The sequence below is a fragment of the Treponema zioleckii genome, assembly GCF_014737315.1.
Taxonomy (GTDB): domain Bacteria; phylum Spirochaetota; class Spirochaetia; order Treponematales; family Treponemataceae; genus Treponema_D; species Treponema_D zioleckii.
Map to the genome: position 1 here is coordinate 18,967 of NZ_JPUF01000026.1, position 18,987 is coordinate 37,953.

Sequence of the window (18,987 nt, forward strand, 5' to 3'; positions counted from 1 at the left end):
TCAACTGCGCTATTTTTAAATTTTCCTATTGCTTAATTAGTAGCAGTCCCAGTTGTAAATGACTTTTGAAAAGTCACGCTTCTTTAAGTCTTCGCGTCTGATGAAGAAGTTTGCAACCCCTGAGTCGCCCCACATGATTTCGGGCCCGTAGTCATTAACGCTGTCAATCTGCAAGAGGAGCACGTCGTAGCCGTCGTCTGCACTTCTCGGGTCGCTCTGTGTAAAATATGGATAGCCGCTGATTCTGTGTCCTGCCTGATATTCATCAAAGAATGTTTCATAGACTTCATTATTAAGAACATTAAAGCTGGAAACAGCTTCTTCTGGAACAGGAAGGTTAAGTTCTTTTGCAGCTTTTTCTACGGCGTTGTCAAAACGGTCGTCGCACTCTGGCCCGATTGAGTGTACTGTTTCTTCAAAAGAAAGCGCAAATTCTGAGTTTAACGGAAAATAACATTCATCATCATTATTTAAGTCGCCCGCAGATTTTACGCCGAGAGCACGAAGTTCATCTTCTGTCATGGGCTCTTCTATGTTTTCGTGAAAGATTATGCGCCAGTTATCCTGAGCCGTTTCACCATCAAATCCGCATCCGTAAAGGTCTTCAGCTTTGATAAAAAACTGCAAAATGCCACTTTCAGGAAAGTCTGCAAGATGTGGAACTTCTGCAAAATTTATCTGCGCAAGAAGAACGAGCTTTTCTCCGTCCGCTTTTGATGTCGGGTATTCCATGTTTTTTGGCCAGTACGGAAATCCGCCGAATTTGCTTTTTGTGAGCGGGAGCGGTTCTTCTGCGGCGTGTATGTTAATTTCAACTGACGGAATTTCTGTCTGCTTTTCAACCAGCTCAAGAATCTTCAATGAATCTTCTTTGCTGTAAAAAGTTTCTTCTTCATCATCTTCAACAGAGTCGTTTTCTTCAGCAAAAATGTGATACAGCTTTTTGTATTCATCATTTGCTTCGATTGCGTCATTTACAAACTTGAAACTCGCTCCGTAATTTTTTACATAACCCGATTTTAAAGTCCCAGAAAGCATCTGCTCACGGGTTTCACGATTCAAGTTCTGTGAAATAAAACTTCCGTTCAGATAAAGAGCTATTACTCCAATCCTGTTGTTTTTTTCATTGTCTTCTTCATCGTATTCAGAGCAGTATTTTATAATCATTTCTTTTACAAAAGATTTTTCCTCATCGGAAGCTGAATGATTAAGAAAATGGCTGAATTCTCCAGGCAAGGAATTTTCTGAAGCTGAATCATCATCTTCTTCATTTTCTTCTTCTTCATCAAAATCTTCATCTACGTCTTCGTTTTCTTCTTCTTCGTCCTGCGAACTGTAGTCAGTTTCGTCCAAGTCGCAGTCAGACTTTGCAAGACCTGTAAGTTCTTTAAGAAGTGATGACGGGCAAATGATTCCGTCGTAAGAATATGACTGCAAGTTTGAAAGATGCCTTAGTCCTCTAAAGTTTTCAATGTCAAAAAGCGAATCTTCTCCACGCCATTCAGGTTTTATCGCAAAGTAAAAATCATTCTCTCGGCTTAATTCAAGGTGCGTAACTTTTTCAAGGTCGCTTTCAGTAAGAACAAGCTCACGGAAAAATTCCTCAACTTTCTCGCAAAGAAAATCATTTTTGCGGTCGCGGTGGTCTTCGGCGTAGTCCAAGATGTACTCTTCGTATTTTTCTTTGAAGCTCGGATTTTTTTCTACAAGATTTGAAATCACGGCAAGCTTAAAATTAAAATCCGGGAACTGTTCTGTATCGAGTTTTTTCTGAACGGCCTGAGCCATTTTTTTTAACTGAACATTTGAAAGACTCTCATGCTTAAACTGTCTTCTGTCAAACGATGTTACGTTCTTTGTTTTTTTTAATTCATAAATCGCATTGTCGTAAGGAAAATCCGTACCGCTGATATTTATGACTGCAGGACATTTCCAGTGTTCTTTTATTGTTCGCGCGTCCATCGGCATGATTGCAGATTTATTTTCATCAAGATAGAACCTGAGTTTTTTTATGCCTTCGCTGTCTGTAAAAAATTCGTGTCTGGCATATTTGTTTCCAGAGTCCGCAGAGTGTGCAATTTCTGAAGAATACGAGAGAAAACTGTTCAGTGAACTTTTATCCATAAAAAGCGGAAAGAGCGGTCCCTGAACAAATCCGTCAGTTGTGCTTTCCTTAAAGCTTTCGAATTCTTTTTCCCAGATTTTGCTGTATTCGTAAGAGTCTTTTCCAAAGAAGCTGCCTTTATCAAGCATTTCGTCTGTCAGCAAATTGCCGTTCTCATAAATCTTTACGGTAAAAAACTGCTTCTTTACGGCGTTCAAAATTTTTCCAAGAAGAAAATAATCTGTATACAATTCTTTTTTTGTAATGCGTTCGTTTACGGTTAAAACAACTTCGCCCGACTGAGTTTTTTCGTTAATCTGATTTTTAAAAAACACTCCGCAGCCAGTCTCTTCGGTCTGGTAAAAAAATGCTCCGTCTTCGCTGCCCTTGCCTTCTTCAAGCACACCGATTTCGTCAAAAAGCCCGTATTTCAAATCAGTGCCTTTTACAAGCTTATTTATGTCGATTGTGTCTTTTCCCAAAAAGCCCTGCTTTACAATTTTGATTTCGTACTTCATTTTTTCACCTTTAAGATTTTCTTGCGATTCGGAAACCTGTGTTCGGGTAGCGGCTGTCAATGTTACATTCATTGAGCGTAACTGTGTAATGCAAAGCGTCGCTGTCTTTTAATTCAGAAATTCCTTTGTTTGTTGAAATTGCATTGTTAAGCCATTCGCGTATACTTCCTGAAAAATCTTTTGCTTTAATTCCGTTTCGTACTGCGTATTCATATTCATCAGCAAAAGGAAGACGATAGCCGTTTGCATTTTCATCAACATTGATTTTAAAATCATCGCTGAAGTTATAATTGATTTTCTCATTTGGAAATTCAAAACCTTCCCAGTCAGACGGCTCCGTTTTTCCGCCGACACTGTAAACAGCTTCAAGACCTGAAAGCCTGCTAAGTACATTGCAGAAGGCTGCGGCATCAAGATAGCTTACACAGGATATAGGAAGATTGTTTCCAAATTCTTCCTGCTGGTTTGAAAGTTTTTCTGTTCCCATTATGAATTTAAAAATCTTCTGGGAAACAGGAATTTGAGAAATATAAAAATCTTTTACTTCCGCGGTGTGAACTGGATTTTCAAAATATTCGTCTGAACTTCCAAGTTCCATTTTTCCGCCTTCAACAAGAATCATTCTGTTTTCAATATTTTCAAGAACGATTTTTGCATTTTCCAAAGAAAAAACTTCTGTGTCAAAATCTTTTTCTTCTTCAGAGGGAAGTTTCTTAAAAATATTATTCTGCGGAATTATTTCAGTTTCTTCTGCTTTTTCAGTTTCTTCTATTTCAGACTCAACGGTTGAATCATTGTTTGAATCTGCGCGGATTTCAGATGATTTTTTTACTACGCCTGCTGAAACATTTTCTGAAAGTTCCGCAATATAATCCAGATCAGAAGCACATACTCTGAATCCTGTTGCAGGACTTTTGTCAAAAGAAAATTCTTTTACACAGGAAGAGATTTTGCAGTCGTCAGGTCGGTTAGAAAAATTTCCGCCGCGGACAGGCTTGGAACTGTCGTTTCCTTCTTCATAGCACCACTCGCCGACATTTCCGCACAAATCGTAAATGCCAAGTGTATTCGGCTTTTTTTTGCAGACTTCATGCGTTGAGTTTTTGCTGTTTGAAGAGCACCAAGCACATTCGTCAAAAAAATCAGTGCCGGCATATTCAAAGTTCTTTCCGTCACAGGCCGCATATTCCCATTCAGCTTCTGTTGGAAGACGGTAGCCATTTGCGTTTTTGTCAAGCTGAACATTTTCCCAAAGAGCATTTTCTTCTTCTGGGATTACGCCAGTTTCTTTAATCCATTTTTCTGTGTCAGAAGTTCCGCCGATTAAATAGCAGGGCTTTAAATTGTCACGTGCGCTGAGTTTGTTGCAGAAAACAAGAGCTTCGTACCAGCTCACATTTTCCACAGGATTTGAATCATTTTCTGCGAACACTGACGGATTGTAATCCATTACATCAGCAAATTCTTTTTGAGTAACCGGGTGACTTGCAAAATACATCGAAGGTTCTTTTTCTGTTTCTACAAAAACCATATCCAGAGAATATTTACTTTTGTCTTTTATAGAGTTGAATGCTGTAGACAACTGCTGCTGCAAAAAATTCTTTGCGCTTTCAGAAAAATCTTCCGCAGAATCAAAATTGCCCGCCTGAGCTTTGATAAAAGACTCAAGGTTTTTCATCACTGCTTTTTCTTTTGATTCAGATGCTTCAAGTTCTTCTGCACAGTCAGCACATACCTTGTGCTTTCGGCTGTAACATTCCGCGCAGACAAACTTGCCGCATTTTCTGCAAGTGTAGCCAGAAAGCAGAAGAATGTGTCTTCCGCAGATTGCACACGGACTAATTTTTGAAGTATCGTCTTCTTTGTTTATAAAAGTTGCGTTTCCGCGCACATGAATGTCTTCTTTACTTCCATAAACATCGCCGGCAATTACATTTTTTTCACCCAGGCTAAAGGGCATTTTTCTGATTACTTTCTGTCCGCAGTCAGGGCAGAATTTTGCATCATCAGCAAGTTCAAATCCACAGTTTTCGCACTTCATAATTTACAATTTTACCAGTCTTTCTTTTCGCCCAGAGTTTTTATCTGCTCAGAAATAATTTTCTTGTAATCATTGTTCTGCTCTTTTATAAGCTCGGACTTTTCATCTTTTGATTTTGACTCAGCATCTTTCAAGCGGGCTTCTTCCTGCATTGAGCGGATTTTTTCATCGTTCTGAATCTTTAAGCCTTCATTCTGAATGCGCAATTTTTCAAGTTCAAAATTCATTTCCTGTTCACGAAGCATCATATCGCGCTCAGCGTCGGCATCTTTTCTTGCGTTCCTGATTTTAAGTGCCTGCTGCAAAAGCTCCATCTGATTCTGCATTTCTTCTTTGTCCTGCTGAAGCTTTTTAGAGAAACGCTCGTTATCATAAGAATCCTGAATTTTCTGCTTTTCAATCCTGTTGGAAAGTTCAGTTTTTTCAAGCTCGGAAGCGTTTTCAAGATTTGTCTTTTTAAGTTCAGTTTCTCTTTCCATTTCAGAAAGAGCGTTTTCATGCTGAATCTTTTTGTATTCCTGCTCAAACTGATTTGAAGTCTGGAAACTTTCAAAAGCGGAAGCCTGTCTCTGTTTCTCAAGTTCGCGATGCTTAGTTTCTGCTTCAAAGTCTTCGCTTGATTTTTTGATTGAAGAAAGATTTTCGTTTCTTGCTTCAAATTGCGAAAGTTCAACAAGCTCAAAACACGGATAAAGAGATTTGAATTTTTCTTTGAGCGAATTAAAGACTTCGTTTGCAACAGATTTTCCTTTTAAAATTTCCTCTGCGGATTTTTCATAAAGTGAATCTGTTAAAACTTTCTTTACAAGGTTAAAAACTGTTTCTTCAACAGAAGCGACTCCGACTGAAGATGAATCAGAAAGGAATGATTCCAAAAACAGCTTTCCGTCATTTACGCGGCAGAGAAGCTGTGCGTCAATGTCAAAGAAAGCTGAACTTAGTTCAAGGTTCGCAAAAGAAAATGAAAGCGGGAATACAGCTTTTTTAACGAGAGCGATTGAAGCGTTTGACTCACTTGAAATTAATTTTTTGAGTCCGCCAATAATTCCGCCGTTGCCCTGCGTTTTTGAAAATTCATTGAAGCCTGAGTTGATTGCAATATTTCCGTTTTTAGTAAACGCAAAGGCAAAAACACCTTCTGGAATATTTACGGAAGAATATGAATCATAAGAGGCAATGTTTTTCTGAGAAAAATATGCTGCAATTTCATCTGCATTAAGCTTCAAATCAAGCGTTTCGTTTTTTGCTTTTGAAGAGGCAGCAGCAATTTTTGCCCCACAGTACTGGCAGAATTTTGCTCCGTCGCTAATTTCTTTGTTGCATTCCGGGCATTTCATTTTTCTGTTCTCCTTTGGATATCTTTTTTAGCGGAATATTTCAGAACCGAATTTTTCCGTGAGTTCTTCTTTGTTTTCAATCGGGCAGGAAAGGAATGCCCTTCTTCCAATAGAAATATTTTCGTTGAGCATCGCAACCGAAGTCAAATTTTCGCAGCTTGAAAAACAGAAGTCAGCCAAATCTTCAACAGATTTTGGAATAACGATTGAAGTAAGTGATTTACAGCTCACGAATGCTTTTTTGATGTGCTTTACGCCTTCTTTAATCGTAACGTTCTTAAGATTTTCGCAGCCGCTGAACATGTTTTCTTCAATTGTTTCAATGTTTCCGTTAAAAGTAATGCGCTCAAGAGCCGTGCAGCCGTAGAATGCGCTTTCTCCAATTTCAGTCACGCTCAAAGGAATTGTGATGTTCTTTAATGAGCTGCAACCAGCAAAAGCATCTTTTCCAATTTTTACAACGCCAGAATGAATTACAACGCGCTCAATGTGTCCGTTATCACGGAAAGTTGCGTCGTCAATCACGCTAACATCTTTCGGGATGATGACCACGCTGTCAGAACCGTTGTATTCAGTAAGAACGCCATTCTTGCGCCTGAACTTCATGTTGTAGAAATTGTCGGCACTGCGCTTTGCATCTTCTTCGGCTCTCTTCTTGCGGTTTTCCTGAATTTCAGCCCACTGAGAATCAAAAAGAGAAGCTACTTTTTCAACTTCAACTTTTCCTTCTCCATCGGTTGCAGTCTTTTTCATTTTTTCTACATAGACTTCGCTGTCAATAAAATCAAAAGTCTTGAAGTCGCCGGAAAAACAGCGGATAATTCCCCACCAGCCTTTCCAGTCAGCAGGATAGAATTCAGAAATAAGTTCATAATAATAGAAGGAATCCTGAACGTTTCCAAGTTTGAATAGTGAATCTGCCTTGTACTCAAGATATTTTAAGAAAGAAGAATAGGCTCTGTCCCAGTAAAAATACTTAATGTCGTCTTCTGTGTAAGTTGTTTTGTCACTCATTTTTTTTCCTTTATAATAAGAATTTTAGCACATATTTTAAATTTTAAACAGACCTGGTTTTTATGCTGAAGCCGTGGCAATATACCATTTTGGAAGTTCCCCGTCAGAAAGCAGTGCATAAACTTTCGTGTCAGTAGAAAATCGCCTAAGCGAGCGTTATCGTATTTTAGTTGCCGGTTTATTGGGTCTCTAGGCAACCACGCTTGAAAGCTTCGCTAAATTATAACAATATTTTTATAAAAACCGAAATAAAGAGGTCTAAACCGAAAAAATCACTATTGTTTTTTGCTGAAAAAAAATGTAAAGATAATAAACTGTTATTTTGTAGCTCCAAAGGTGATTGACCAAAAAGAAAACGAGGTTTTTATGAAAAAGACAAAGTGGGCACTTTTGACTGGTGCCGCATTTGCATTCATTTTTTTTGGATGCTCAAATTTGATTGACGAAGGTTCAGTTTTAAATGCAGTTTCTGAATCAAGAAGTGTTGTTCAAGTTGATTCAATTGCTGTGGATTCTTCTATTGCGACGCCATTCGGCCTTGTTGCAGATGTAAAAGAAAATAACCTTATCCGTTTTTCTTGGGGCAGTCCAATCGTAAAGCCAGACGCATGGTACATTTATCTTGACGGAACGAAAGTTTTCGAAACTTCTGTTTTGAGGCAGGTTGAAGTTAAAGCCTATGCCGGAAAGCATGTGATTGCAGTTGCAGCAATAAAAAATGGCCGTCGTTCACCAGCGGAAGGTTTTGAAGTTTCTGTAAAGGGTACGGAAGCTCCTGTTGCAGACAGTACGGGGCTTGTTTCTGGCGCAACTTATAAAATCGTTTCAAAGTGTTCAGGAAAATCTTTAGATAATGACGGCTGGAAAACAGAAAACGGTTCAAATATTCATCAGTGGGCTTACGGAAACAATCAGGCGAACCAGCAGTGGATTCTTACACAGAATCCTGACGGCTCATGGGTAATTGAAAATGTTTATTCAGGTCTTGCTCTTGATGCAGAAAACTGGGGAACAAAAGACGGAACAAACGTTTTCCAGTGGACAGTCTGCGGAAATAAAAATCAGCACTGGAACATTTCTAAAGTAGGTTCTTATTATAAAATCATCAACGCATATTCAAAACTTGCCCTTGATGTTGCCGCCGCTTCAAAAGAAAACGGTGCAAATATTCAGACTTGGGCTTGGAACGGAACTGACGCGCAGCTTTGGCAAATCGAAAAGGTTTCAGATTCTGTTCCGAGCGGATGGCATCTTGTTTGGAGCGATGAATTTAGCGGAAACTCTATTGATTCATCAAAATGGGCTATTCAGACTGGTACCGGAAGTCAGTATGGAATTGACGACTGGGGAAATCACGAACTTCAGTATTACCGAAACGAAAACGCTTACATCACTGACGGAAAACTTGTTCTTGAAGCAAAAAAAGAAAATTACGGCGGAAAGAGATACACCTCTGCTCGCTTGAGAACTGTTAAGGACGACGGAACTTGGCTTTTTGCAAAAACATTTGGTCGTATTGAAGCAAGAATTCAATTGCCAGAAGGAAGTGGAATTTGGCCAGCATTCTGGATGCTTCCTGCAACAGATGAATACGGCGGATGGGCTTCTTCTGGCGAAATTGACATTATGGAAGCCCGCGGTCGTTTGCCGGGAGAAGTTTGCGGAACGATTCATTTTGGAAAAGCTTGGCCAGGAAACCAGTATTCTGGAAAAACTTATACTTTCCCGCAGGAACAGTCAATTTCCGGATTCCACACTTATGCAGTTGAATGGGATTATGGCAGACTTAAGTGGCTTGTGGACGGAAACGTTTATTTTGAAACTTCTTCCTGGTGGTCAGACGGACACGCTTATCCGGCACCTTTTGACAGACCGTTCTACATTCTGCTGAATCTTGCTTTGGGTGGTGATTTTGACAACGGTCACACACCAGTTGACAAGGACCTTCCTGCAAAAATGCTTGTGGATTATGTCCGTGTTTATGAAAGAAATTAGTACAACGAATAACAAATAAGAGTCATGCTGAACTTGTTTCAGTATCCGCACTTGCTGAGCGTAGCCGGACCAATTATTTGAAATTCAATGTACTAGTTTGGGGGAATTTTTTAGTTTCGACTTGCCATGTAAATCTTGGCGTAATTATTCAAAATATCCTGTTCAGATAAGGGGATGCTTGGACAGGTTTAATTATAGAAAAGGCATTAAAAATGCTTTGGAGAAAACGAGGTTTTTATGAAAAAGACAAAGTTGGCACTTTTGGCTGGTGCTGCATTTGCATTCATTTTTTTTGGATGCTCAAATTTGATCGATGAAGATTTATCTTTAAATGCAGCTTCAGAATCAAGAAGTGCTGTTGAAGTTGATTCAATTGCTGTAGATTCTTCTATTGCAACTCCGTTCGGTCTTGTTGCAGACACAGGCTCAGGCAATCTTGTAAAAGTCACTTGGGGATGTCCTGCAGTACGTCCGGACGCATGGTACATTTATCTTGACGGCAAGAAAGTTGAAGAGACTTCTGTTTTGAAGCAAGTTGAAGTTAAAGCCTATGCCGGAAAGCACGTTGTTGCAGTTGCAGCAGTAAAGAATGGCCGCCGTTCAGAAGCGGAAGGTCTTGAAGTTTCTGTAAAGGGCACGGCAGCCCCTGTTGCAGACAGCACGGGACTTGTTTCTGGCGCAACTTACAAAATCATTTCAAAGTGCTCTGGAAAATCATTGGACAATGACGGATGGAAAAAAGAAGCCGGCTCTAATGTTCATCAGTGGGCTTACGGAAACAATCAGGCTAACCAGACATGGGTTCTTACACAGAACACAGACGGAACTTGGGTAATCGTAAACTCATATTCAGGACTTGCCCTTGACGCAGCTGCTTGGGGAACTACAGACGGAACAAATGTTTTCCAGTGGACAGTCTGCGGAAATCAGAATCAGCACTGGAACATTTCTAAAGTTGGTTCTTACTATAAAATCATCAACGCATATTCAAAACTTGCCCTTGACGTTGCTTCTGCTTCTACAGAAAACGGCGCAAATATTCAGACTTGGACATGGAACGGAACTGACGCGCAGCTTTGGCAAATCGAAAAGCTTTCTGACGCTTCTTCAACTCCAGTTGTTGAAAGTCCATCAACAGAAACTCCTGCTGAACCGGTTGTAATTCCACAGCCTTCAACTCCAAGTGAGCCTGTTATAGTAAATCCTCAGCCAACACAGCCGATTGTAAATGACGGAAAGGGAATTCCTACTGACACAAACGATGTTCTTGTTGAACGCAAGAACGGAATGAAGCTCACTTATCAGTTCCAGAATCATACTCACGGAGCATTTTCTGACAGCGAAATATTTATTTACGTAATCTGCATGAATTCAAATAACGTATGGTGCTATGCCCGCCCGGACGGAACTCTTGTACCGATTGGAGCAAGCGATTCTTCTGCATGGCAGTACACTTTGGCAGATGTAAAGAATACTGGTTTCCAGATGCCATTGGCACATTCAGGACGCATTTACTATTCTTACGGAAAGCCTCTTTCGATGAAGGGTATTGGTAACGGCGTTGTTCTTCCTTCTTTGAGCAATCCTTCTGACCCTAACTATGAAACATATTTTGACTGGCTTGAGTTCACTGTTACAGAAAACGGATTCTGGGTTAACACAACTCAGGTTGACCAGCTCGGTTTCCCAGTATTGATGAATGTTTACGACAATGACGGTCGGGTTCAGCAGACAGGAATTTCTTCCAGCCGTGAATCAATCTGGAATGCCTACCGCAACGAAATGTCTCCTGCTTTTAAGACTCTTTTAAGTGAATACAGGATTGTAGCACCTTGCAAAGCTGGTTTTGATGAAAGAAGTGGCGGAGCTTACGGAAATTATTTTGATGCTTACGTTACAGAAACATGGAACACAATTGCTTCAAAGTCACAGACTGTAACGCATCCGCAGGGAAAATTCATTCTTACTGGTGACGGAAACAACTTGTACTTCCGCTGTGTTGAAGCATACGGAAACATCTGTCAGGCCGGCGTAACATACACTATTGTTGGAAAGCCAAGTACCAGCGAAGTATTTGAAGGTTACGGAGTTCTGGCAAGCGGAAACCCAATGGAATTGGCTCTTGAAGCATGGATTTGTGCGGCCCTTAATCGTCACGTTGCACACCTTGAGCCAGATGCTTATTGGAACAACGCCGCAGCGTATTACAATGCAGGTCCTTGCAACTACTTTGCAAAATTCTGGCATGACCATTCTGAGCGTGGCGGTCTTGCTTACGGATTCTGCTACGATGACGTTAACGACCAGAGCGCAACGACATTCACGACAAATGCCCGTGGCGTTGTCGTAAGACTTGGATTCTAATTCTAAGAATAGGATTTTTAACTTGTGCTGCGGGGTAATGTCTCCCCTACCCCGCAGCAAATTTTTTGGCGTGTTCGGAATTTCTTTTTGAGCACGCCGTTTTTTTATAGTACGTATTTTTCCAAAAAGTCCCCAACTCCGTCTTCGTCATTGGTTTTTTCTGTAATAAAATCTGCAATATTTTTTATGTACTCGCAGCCATTTTTCATCGCCACGCCGTATCCGCATTTACTAATCATGCTTTCATCGTTCATGCCGTCACCAAAACCAATCATATTCTCAGCTTTGATTCCAATGTGGTTTGCTAGCCATAAAAGTGCTTCGCCTTTTCCGCAGTTCGGCGGGAGAACTTCCAAAAAATATGGCTTGCTTGTAAAAACGACTGCTTTTTCGCCAAACTCATCTTTTAGCTTCTTCAAAAGTGTTTGAGCGATTTCTGGCGTTTTTGGGTTGCATGGAATCAGCATTTTTGGGGAGCCTTGCGAAAGCATTGCCTTAAAATCCTTTGCCTTTTCACCGTGAACTTTGCACAAATCAATATCCATTTGAATCCACGGATTCATTTCTCCGTAGTAAATCGTGTCGGTCGAATAAATCTGAGTCCTAAGCCCTGCTTCCTCCGCAATCTCGTTTGCACGGAGCAAGATTTCTGGCTCAACTTTGTTGCACATTAGCTGAAGTCGTTTGTGCATGTCAAAAATACTGCATCCGTTAATGGCCACGATGTAGCGACCTGTTTCCTTGCCGGCAATCTCAAGCCTGTGCACGTGCGGCGCGATTCCAGCTTCAAGCCGCCCGGAGCAGAGAACAACGTAAATCCCAGTATCGGCACATCTTCGAAGCACCTCAACATTCTTGTCGCCAATCACGCCGGCGTTATTCAACAGCGTGTCATCCAAATCCAATGCAATGAGTTTTACATCAAGTTTTTTGTCAGGTGTCTTAGTCATAAAAAAAATATACATTTTATTGTAGAATGATTCTATGGATAAAACTGACTCAAAATACCCTGACGAAATAAAAAATCTCCCTATAACGCCTTATTTGGACGAAATTTGCGAAAAACTGTCATTGAGCAAAAGCCGATTTTTAGTTTTAACGGCAGAAACTGCAGCCGGAAAATCCACGGCCGTGCCACTTGCGCTTTTAAAACATTTTTCTGGCAAGATTCTCATGCTTGAACCCCGGCGTCTTGCCGTTACCGCAATCGCTGACCGAGTTGCCTCTCTTTTGGGAGAGAAAACCGGAAAAACCGCGGGCTATACGCTGCATCTCGATTCGAATATTTCAAAAGATACACGTTTTGAAGTGATTACCGAGGCGATTCTTACCCGACGTCTTCAAAAAGACCCGCTTCTTGAAGACATTAACGTGATTGTAATCGATGAATTCCATGAGCGTTCAATAAATGCCGATTTGGTTCTGGCTTTTTTAAAAGAAACGATGGAGTTGCGGGATGATTTGTACGTTATCGTGATGAGCGCTACTATTAACTATCAAACGTTAGTTAAGTATTTAAATGCAGAATTTATGAAGATTCCAGGAAGACAATTTCCAGTCGAAATTATTTATGAAGATAAACTGTCGATAGTTAGTTTGATAAAAAGTGAATTTTCTCTTTGCTCACCGCCTTCAAAATCGGGCAAAAACTCGATTTTGGTGTTCTTGCCTGGCATTTATGAAATCAACAAGGTTTTTCGAGAGCTGCGAGAAGTTTTTTCTGAGAATGAAGCAGAAATTCTTATTCTTCATAGTTCAGTTCCGCTCGCCGAACAGCGTAAAGTGCTTTCGCCCGCAAAACAAGGCTCTCCGCGTCGAATAATTCTTTCTTCAGCAATTGCCGAAACTTCGCTCACAGTGCCAGATGTTACGACCGTAATTGATTCTGGATTGTGCAGATTGAATAAAACTAACGTTAGTTTGTCTATGAATCAGTTAGTAACCGAAAAATGCAGTATGTTCAGTGCTGATCAGCGTGCGGGCCGAGCAGGTCGCGTTGCTCCAGGAAAGTGCATTCGGCTTTGGAACAAAAATGACGTTCGTCCCAAAGATACTCCGCCAGAAATCCTTCGCTCAGACTTGTCTTCTCTTGTTTTGGAATGTGCGCAATGGGGTGGTTTTGCACCTGAAAAATTAAGCTGGCTGGATGAGCCACCGAAGGCTTCTTGGAACGGTGCTTTTGACCTTTTAAAAAGACTTGGGTGCTTAAAAAATGGCGCAATCACCAAAAAGGGGAAAGCCGTACTGACATTGGGGTTAAATCCGCGCTTGGCTTGTGTTGCCTTGTGTGGCGAGAAGGCTTTGCCAACCGTGCTCAAATTTTCTGAGTTTTCAGATGCAAGTCCTGCGCGGCAGAATTGTTTTTTAGAAGACTTGAGCCGCCGTTTGAGTCGCGTTTCGGAAACAGGTTTTGCTGTAGAAGATACGGCTTTGTTTTTGCTTGAAGGTTTTCCCGATAGAATTGGAAAACTAACGGAAGTTAGTAATAATCAGTCTGTGTATCAGTTTGTGAGCGGGCGAAAAGCTGTTCTCGATAAAATCAATGCTCCTGCGTGGATTGTAGCACCTGAGGTGAATGCCGGTTCTTCTATCGGGAAGATTTACTCTTATGAGCCTGTAGAAGAGAAAGATATTTTGCAATGGCTAAACGAACGTTCGGAAGTTTATACAAAAGCTGATTTTGTTAATGATGAGAAAATCAAACTTGAAAAGTATGAAATCCGCTCGTACGGGGAGATTGTTCTCCAAAAAAAGAAAATTCCTGTGGAGCCAAGTGATTTTGGAGAGGCGGTTTGTAATGCCGTTCAGGAAAAAGGTCTTAAATGGCTACCGATTGATAGTCAAATTGAAGCTTTTCTTTTGCGTGTAGAGTTTTATATTGCATTTGGTGATGAAATTTCGAAAGAAGTTCAGAATAATAAATTAAGTCTTCAAAATTTCGATTTTCAGGTTTTAAAAGAGAAATTCGAAAATCTTCAATCTAAAACTAACGAATGGTTGTTACCTTTCATCAATTCGACGAATTTAAACTCTAAAACGGTTTTTGATGCTCTTTATTGGTATTTCGATGGTACTTTAATCGACAGGGAAGTTCCGATTCAAATTGTTTTGCCGAACGGAAAAAAACGCAAAATCATTTATGAAAAGCAAAATGGTATGATAAAACCTGTTCTTGAAGTGATAATTCAGCATATTTTTGGCTGTTTTGAGACTCCAAAAGTGCTGGGCGTGCCTGTTTTACTTCGTTTGCTTTCCCCTGCCCGTCGTCCGCTTCAAATTACTGAAGATTTGGAACATTTTTGGACAGGGGCTTGGCTTGAAATCTGCAAAGAAATGAAAAGCCGCTATCCGAAGCACAATTGGGACTATCGAATAGCGGCTGATGATTAGACTTCGATTTCTCCTTCGTAGCAGACGCTTGTTGTGCCTGTAAGGAGAACGGTTTCGCCTGTGTAGCGTACAATCAGAACGCCGCCGCGAACTTTTACGGTGATATTCTGGTCAATCGGGCAGTATCCGTTAAGAACCGCTGCAATTGCCGCCGCACATGCACCTGTACCGCAGGCAAGAGTTTCCTCGTTTCCGCGTTCCCAGGTGCGCATTTTAAGTTCGTTTTTGCTTACGACGCGGACGAATTCTACGTTCGTGCGGTTCGGGAACATTTTGTGATGCTCGATGAGTGGTCCTTCTTCTACGACTGGCTCTTTGTCAACGAATTTGCTGAAAATTACGCAGTGCGGGTTTCCGACTCCGACGCAAGTGATTTTGTATTCCTTGTCGCCGACCTGAAGAGGCGCGTTGATAACTGCCTCTTTTGGCAATCGTGAATCAGAAAGTGTGACTGGAACGGACTTGAGTTTGGTCGGAATGTTCTTTGCCTTGAATTTTGGCGTTCCCATATCGACGGTAACGGAATTTACTTTGCCGTTGAGTTTATAGAGTACGAGATGTTTGATTCCGGCTTCTGTCTCAACGTCAACGTGGGCTGTCGGTTCGCTTCGATCACCGTGTTTTCCGTCGTCCTGAATTCCATTGATGTTATTGTCGTAAAGGAATTTGCCAACTGCTCGGATGGCATTTCCTGCTACGCGGCTTTCAGTTCCGTCCATGTTGAAGAAGCGCATTTTTGCATCAGCGATGTCGGACTTTTCAATAAGAACGAGAGAGTCTGCTCCGATTCCGTTTCTTCGTTCGCAGAGACGAACTGCAAGACCTGCAGGATTGAAGACCTTCTGCTCCATCGTGTTGATGATAATAAAGTCGTTTCCTGTTGACTGCATTTTTGTGAACTTGAGCTTTTGCTTGCTTTCGCGGAGCTTGTTGATGTCAACAAGTTCGACGTTTTCGGCAGAGTAGCTTGAACGGAGACAGTCTGCAATTGCGTTCGCGGTGTCGATTGCTGTGAGACATGGAATATCTTTTTCAACCGCGTGTCTTCGCATTCGTACAGAGTCTGCGCGCGGGTCGCGTCCCTTTGCAGATGTTGAAATAACATAGTCGATTTTGCCTGAGTCAAGGAGCGTAAGAATGTTGTTTTCTGGGTTTTCGCGGATTTTTGCCACAACCTGAACTTCCATTCCAAAGTCGCTGATGACTTTTGCAGTTCCTTCGGTTGCGTACAGCTTAAATCCCATATCGTAGAATTTGCGTGCCAAATCTGGGATTTCAAAATGGTCGGTTGTCCTAATCGTAAAGAGAACGCCGCCTGAACGCTTCATTGAGTAACCTGCCGCAACGAGTCCTTTAAAAATCGCTTCTTCCCGCGTTGCCGCAATTCCCAAAACTTCACCTGTTGACTTCATTTCTGGTCCCAAGTGCGTGTCTACGTCCATGAGTTTTTCAAAACTGAATACAGGAACTTTTACCGCAAAGTATGGCGGGATTCTGTAAAGTCCTGTTCCGTAGCCCATGTCCTTAATTTTTTCGCCGAGCATTGCTCTAACGGCAAGTTCTACCATTGGAACGCCAGTGACTTTTGAAATGTAAGGAACTGTTCGGCTTGAACGAGGATTTACTTCGATGATGTAAAGGTCATTGTTGTAGATGAGATACTGAATGTTTACGAGACCTTTTGTTCCGAGTTTAATGGCCAAATCTTTTGACTGGCGGATGATTTTTTGTCGCAGAACGTCGTTAAGGTTCCAGCTCGGATAAACGGCAATAGAGTCTCCTGAGTGGATTCCCGTGCGCTCAATGTGCTCCATGATTCCTGGAATCAAAACGTCTTCGCCATCGCAGATTCCGTCTACTTCAAGCTCAACGCCCATCATGTACTGGTCAATCAAAACTGGATTTTCGATTCCCTGAGCCAAGATGATTTTCATGTATTCTTTTACGTCATCATCGTTGAACGCAACAATCATGTTTTGTCCGCCGAGAACGTAAGAAGGTCTGAGGAGAACAGGATAGCCAAGTTCACTTGTAGCTTTGAGAGCTTCTTCTTCCGTGAATACGGTGAGTCCTTTCGGGCGATTGATGTTGAGTTTTTCGCAGAGTTCTTCGAATCGTTCGCGGTCTTCGGCAAGGTCGATTGAATCTGCCGAAGTTCCCATGATTCTGATTCCCTGTCTGTCCAGGAATTTCGTAAGCTTAATTGCCGTCTGTCCGCCGAATGCCACAACAACGCCAATCGGCTTTTCTGTTTCGATTACGCTCATTACGTCTTCCGGCGTAAGTGGCTCAAAATAAAGTCTGTCGGAAGTGTCAAAGTCGGTTGAAACGGTCTCTGGGTTGTTGTTAATCGTAACTACGTCGTAGCCGAGCTTTTTTAATGCCCATACGCACTGTACCGAAGCGTAGTCGAACTCGATTCCCTGACCGATTCGGATTGGTCCTGAGCCAAGAACGATAATCGTGCCTTTTGAAGATTTTTTTCCTTGTGATTCACGTTCTGCAAGGAATGCTTCAGCTTCGTTCTCTTTGTTGTAGCTTGCGTAGAAATACGGTGTTTCGGCAGAGAATTCGCCTGCACAGGTATCGACCATTTTGTAAGTTGCAATGAGGTGTGCGAGTTTTCCTGATTCAACGAGTTTTTTTGCTTCGTCCGCTTCTTTTAAGTTGCCTGTTGAGCCGACGATTTTTACACCTGTCATTTCTTCGATAACTTTGTCCGGGTAGCCGTATTTTTTAGCTGCACGGTAGAAATCAAGTGTAAGCTCTTTTTTGCCAGATTTTACGTCGGCAAAGTCTGCTTCCATGTCGGCAAGATTTTTAAGATGTGCGAGGAACCACAAGTCAATCTTCGTAATCTGATTGATTTCTTCTATTGTAAGGATGTGGCGTTTGATTGCCTGGAAAATTGCGAAGATTCTCTGGTCTGTGCAGTCTGCTACGCGTTCCTTGATTTTTTCGTCGCTTTCTTCCGCAAAGACTTTGAGGTTTAGGCTTGAAACTCCGACTTCCGCACCGCGGGCTGCCTTCATAATCGCAGTCTCAAAATTGTGGCCGATTGCCATAACTTCTCCAGTGGCCTTCATCTGAGTGCCGAGCTTTCGTGCGGCGTAAACAAATTTGTCGAACGGAAATTTAGGGAATTTTACGACAACGTAATCGAGAACCGGCTCAAAGCAGGCAGCCGTCTTTTTGGTGACGAAGTTAGGAATCTCGTCCAAGTTGTAACCGATTGCGATGAGAGTCGCTACTTTTGCGATTGGGTAGCCGGTCGCTTTTGAAGCCAGTGCCGATGAACGTGAAACGCGAGGATTTACTTCGATAACCGCATATTCGAACGAATCTGGCTTTAACGCGAACTGACAGTTGCATCCGCCTTCCATTCCGAGGGAAGAAATAATGTTCAATGCAGCCGAGCGGAGCATCTGATATTCTTTGTCGCTCAAAGTGACTGTCGGTGCGATTACGATTGAGTCTCCTGTGTGAACGCCGACCGGGTCAAAGTTTTCCATTGAACAGACTGTAAGAACGTTGCCAGAATGGTCTCGCATAACTTCAAATTCAACTTCTTTCCAGCCAGAAATACATTTTTCTACGAGAATCTGATGAATCGGTGAACGGTGAAGTCCGTTGTGGGCGATTTCGTCAAATTCTTCTTCGGTGTAGGCAATTCCGCCACCAGTACCGCCGAGCGTGAATGCAGGTCGGATAATCGCAGGAAGTCCGATTCCGTTTTTCATAAAATCGTAAGCATCTTCGTAGCTCGTAACGACTTTTGAAGGAACACAAGGCTCTCCGATGGATTCCATCGTGTCTTTGAACATCTGTCGGTCTTCCGCCTTGTCGATTGTCTCAGGTTTTGCGCCCAAAAGCTTAACGCCGTGGCTTTCTAGGAATCCTGATTTTGCAAGCTCCATGCAGAGCGTGAGTCCTGTCTGTCCGCCGAGGGATGAAAGAATTGAATCCGGTTTTTCTTTCTCGATGATTCTCTGGATTGTTTCCGGGATAAGCGGTTCGATGTAGATGTGGTCGGCCATATTGTGGTCGGTCATCAACGTTGCAGGATTTGAGTTTACGAGAACAACTTCAAGTCCTTGTTCTTTAAGGGCCTTGCAAGCCTGTGAGCCTGCATAGTCAAATTCCGCTGCCTGACCAATGATAATCGGGCCTGAACCAATAACCATTACTTTATGAATATCTTTATTAAGTGGCATTATTTGCTCC

At 41.9% G+C, this 18,987-nt stretch carries 9 protein-coding genes; 3 read left to right on the plus strand and 6 right to left on the minus strand.

Annotated features, from left to right (window positions below; translation table 11 throughout):
* Positions 1 to 36 precede the first annotated feature (36 nt).
* From JI65_RS08425 to JI65_RS08440, 4 genes are read right to left on the minus strand one after another with little or no spacing between them, the layout of a single operon-like run.
* The gene (locus JI65_RS08425; protein WP_191015175.1) at positions 37 to 2,622 is read right to left on the minus strand and encodes a YwqG family protein; all 2,586 of its coding nucleotides are present in this window, start codon (positions 2,620 to 2,622) and stop codon (positions 37 to 39) included.
* A gap of 10 nt (positions 2,623 to 2,632) precedes the next feature.
* Positions 2,633 to 4,663 carry an SUMF1/EgtB/PvdO family nonheme iron enzyme gene (locus JI65_RS08430; protein ID WP_191015178.1) on the minus strand — a complete coding sequence of 677 codons (2,031 nt, stop codon included), beginning with the start codon at positions 4,661 to 4,663 and terminating at the stop codon, positions 2,633 to 2,635.
* Positions 4,664 to 4,674: 11 nt separating this feature from the next.
* The gene (locus JI65_RS08435) at positions 4,675 to 6,000 is read right to left on the minus strand and encodes a zinc-ribbon domain-containing protein (protein WP_191015181.1); all 1,326 of its coding nucleotides are present in this window, start codon (positions 5,998 to 6,000) and stop codon (positions 4,675 to 4,677) included.
* Positions 6,001 to 6,027: 27 nt separating this feature from the next.
* Entirely contained in the window at positions 6,028 to 7,014 is a 987-nt protein-coding gene (locus tag JI65_RS08440; protein WP_191015184.1) for a leucine-rich repeat domain-containing protein, read from the minus strand.
* 366 nt (positions 7,015 to 7,380) lie between these two features.
* Between JI65_RS08440 and JI65_RS17105 the strand changes: the two genes are divergently transcribed.
* Complete coding sequence (locus JI65_RS17105) at positions 7,381 to 9,009, plus strand: RICIN domain-containing protein (RefSeq protein WP_197971925.1); 1,629 nt, start codon at positions 7,381 to 7,383, stop codon at positions 9,007 to 9,009.
* Positions 9,010 to 9,246: 237 nt separating this feature from the next.
* The gene (locus JI65_RS08450; RefSeq protein WP_191015186.1) at positions 9,247 to 11,373 is read left to right on the plus strand and encodes a beta-1,3-glucanase family protein; all 2,127 of its coding nucleotides are present in this window, start codon (positions 9,247 to 9,249) and stop codon (positions 11,371 to 11,373) included.
* A 104-nt stretch (positions 11,374 to 11,477) separates the two neighbouring features.
* On the opposite strand, the gene JI65_RS08455 is transcribed toward JI65_RS08450, so the two are convergent.
* Positions 11,478 to 12,323, minus strand: coding sequence for a Cof-type HAD-IIB family hydrolase (locus tag JI65_RS08455; RefSeq protein WP_191015188.1), 846 nt, complete (start codon positions 12,321 to 12,323; stop codon positions 11,478 to 11,480).
* Between the two features lie 34 nt (positions 12,324 to 12,357).
* Here JI65_RS08455 and JI65_RS08460 point away from each other — a divergent pair, with 34 nt between their 5' ends.
* Entirely contained in the window at positions 12,358 to 14,763 is a 2,406-nt protein-coding gene (locus JI65_RS08460) for an ATP-dependent RNA helicase (protein WP_191015191.1), read from the plus strand.
* Here the strand turns inward: JI65_RS08460 and carB are convergent.
* The gene (gene carB / locus JI65_RS08465; RefSeq protein ID WP_191015194.1) at positions 14,760 to 18,977 is read right to left on the minus strand and encodes a carbamoyl-phosphate synthase large subunit; all 4,218 of its coding nucleotides are present in this window, start codon (positions 18,975 to 18,977) and stop codon (positions 14,760 to 14,762) included. The two genes, JI65_RS08460 and carB, sit on opposite strands and share 4 nt — an antisense overlap.
* Between the last annotated feature and the right edge of the window lie 10 nt (positions 18,978 to 18,987).

What these genes read in the sequence shown, in the direction of transcription:
- JI65_RS08425 (WP_191015175.1), bottom strand. Translation starts at nt 2,622, where the DNA reads ATGAAGTACGAAATCAAAATTGTAAAGCAGGGCTTTTTGGGAAAAGAC.
- JI65_RS08430 (WP_191015178.1), bottom strand. Translation starts at nt 4,663, where the DNA reads ATGAAGTGCGAAAACTGTGGATTTGAACTTGCTGATGATGCAAAATTC.
- JI65_RS08435 (WP_191015181.1), bottom strand. Translation starts at nt 6,000, where the DNA reads ATGAAATGCCCGGAATGCAACAAAGAAATTAGCGACGGAGCAAAATTC.
- JI65_RS08440 (WP_191015184.1), bottom strand. Translation starts at nt 7,014, where the DNA reads ATGAGTGACAAAACAACTTACACAGAAGACGACATTAAGTATTTTTAC.
- JI65_RS17105 (WP_197971925.1), top strand. Translation starts at nt 7,381, where the DNA reads ATGAAAAAGACAAAGTGGGCACTTTTGACTGGTGCCGCATTTGCATTC.
- JI65_RS08450 (WP_191015186.1), top strand. Translation starts at nt 9,247, where the DNA reads ATGAAAAAGACAAAGTTGGCACTTTTGGCTGGTGCTGCATTTGCATTC.
- JI65_RS08455 (WP_191015188.1), bottom strand. Translation starts at nt 12,323, where the DNA reads ATGACTAAGACACCTGACAAAAAACTTGATGTAAAACTCATTGCATTG.
- JI65_RS08460 (WP_191015191.1), top strand. Translation starts at nt 12,358, where the DNA reads ATGGATAAAACTGACTCAAAATACCCTGACGAAATAAAAAATCTCCCT.
- carB (WP_191015194.1), bottom strand. Translation starts at nt 18,977, where the DNA reads ATGCCACTTAATAAAGATATTCATAAAGTAATGGTTATTGGTTCAGGC.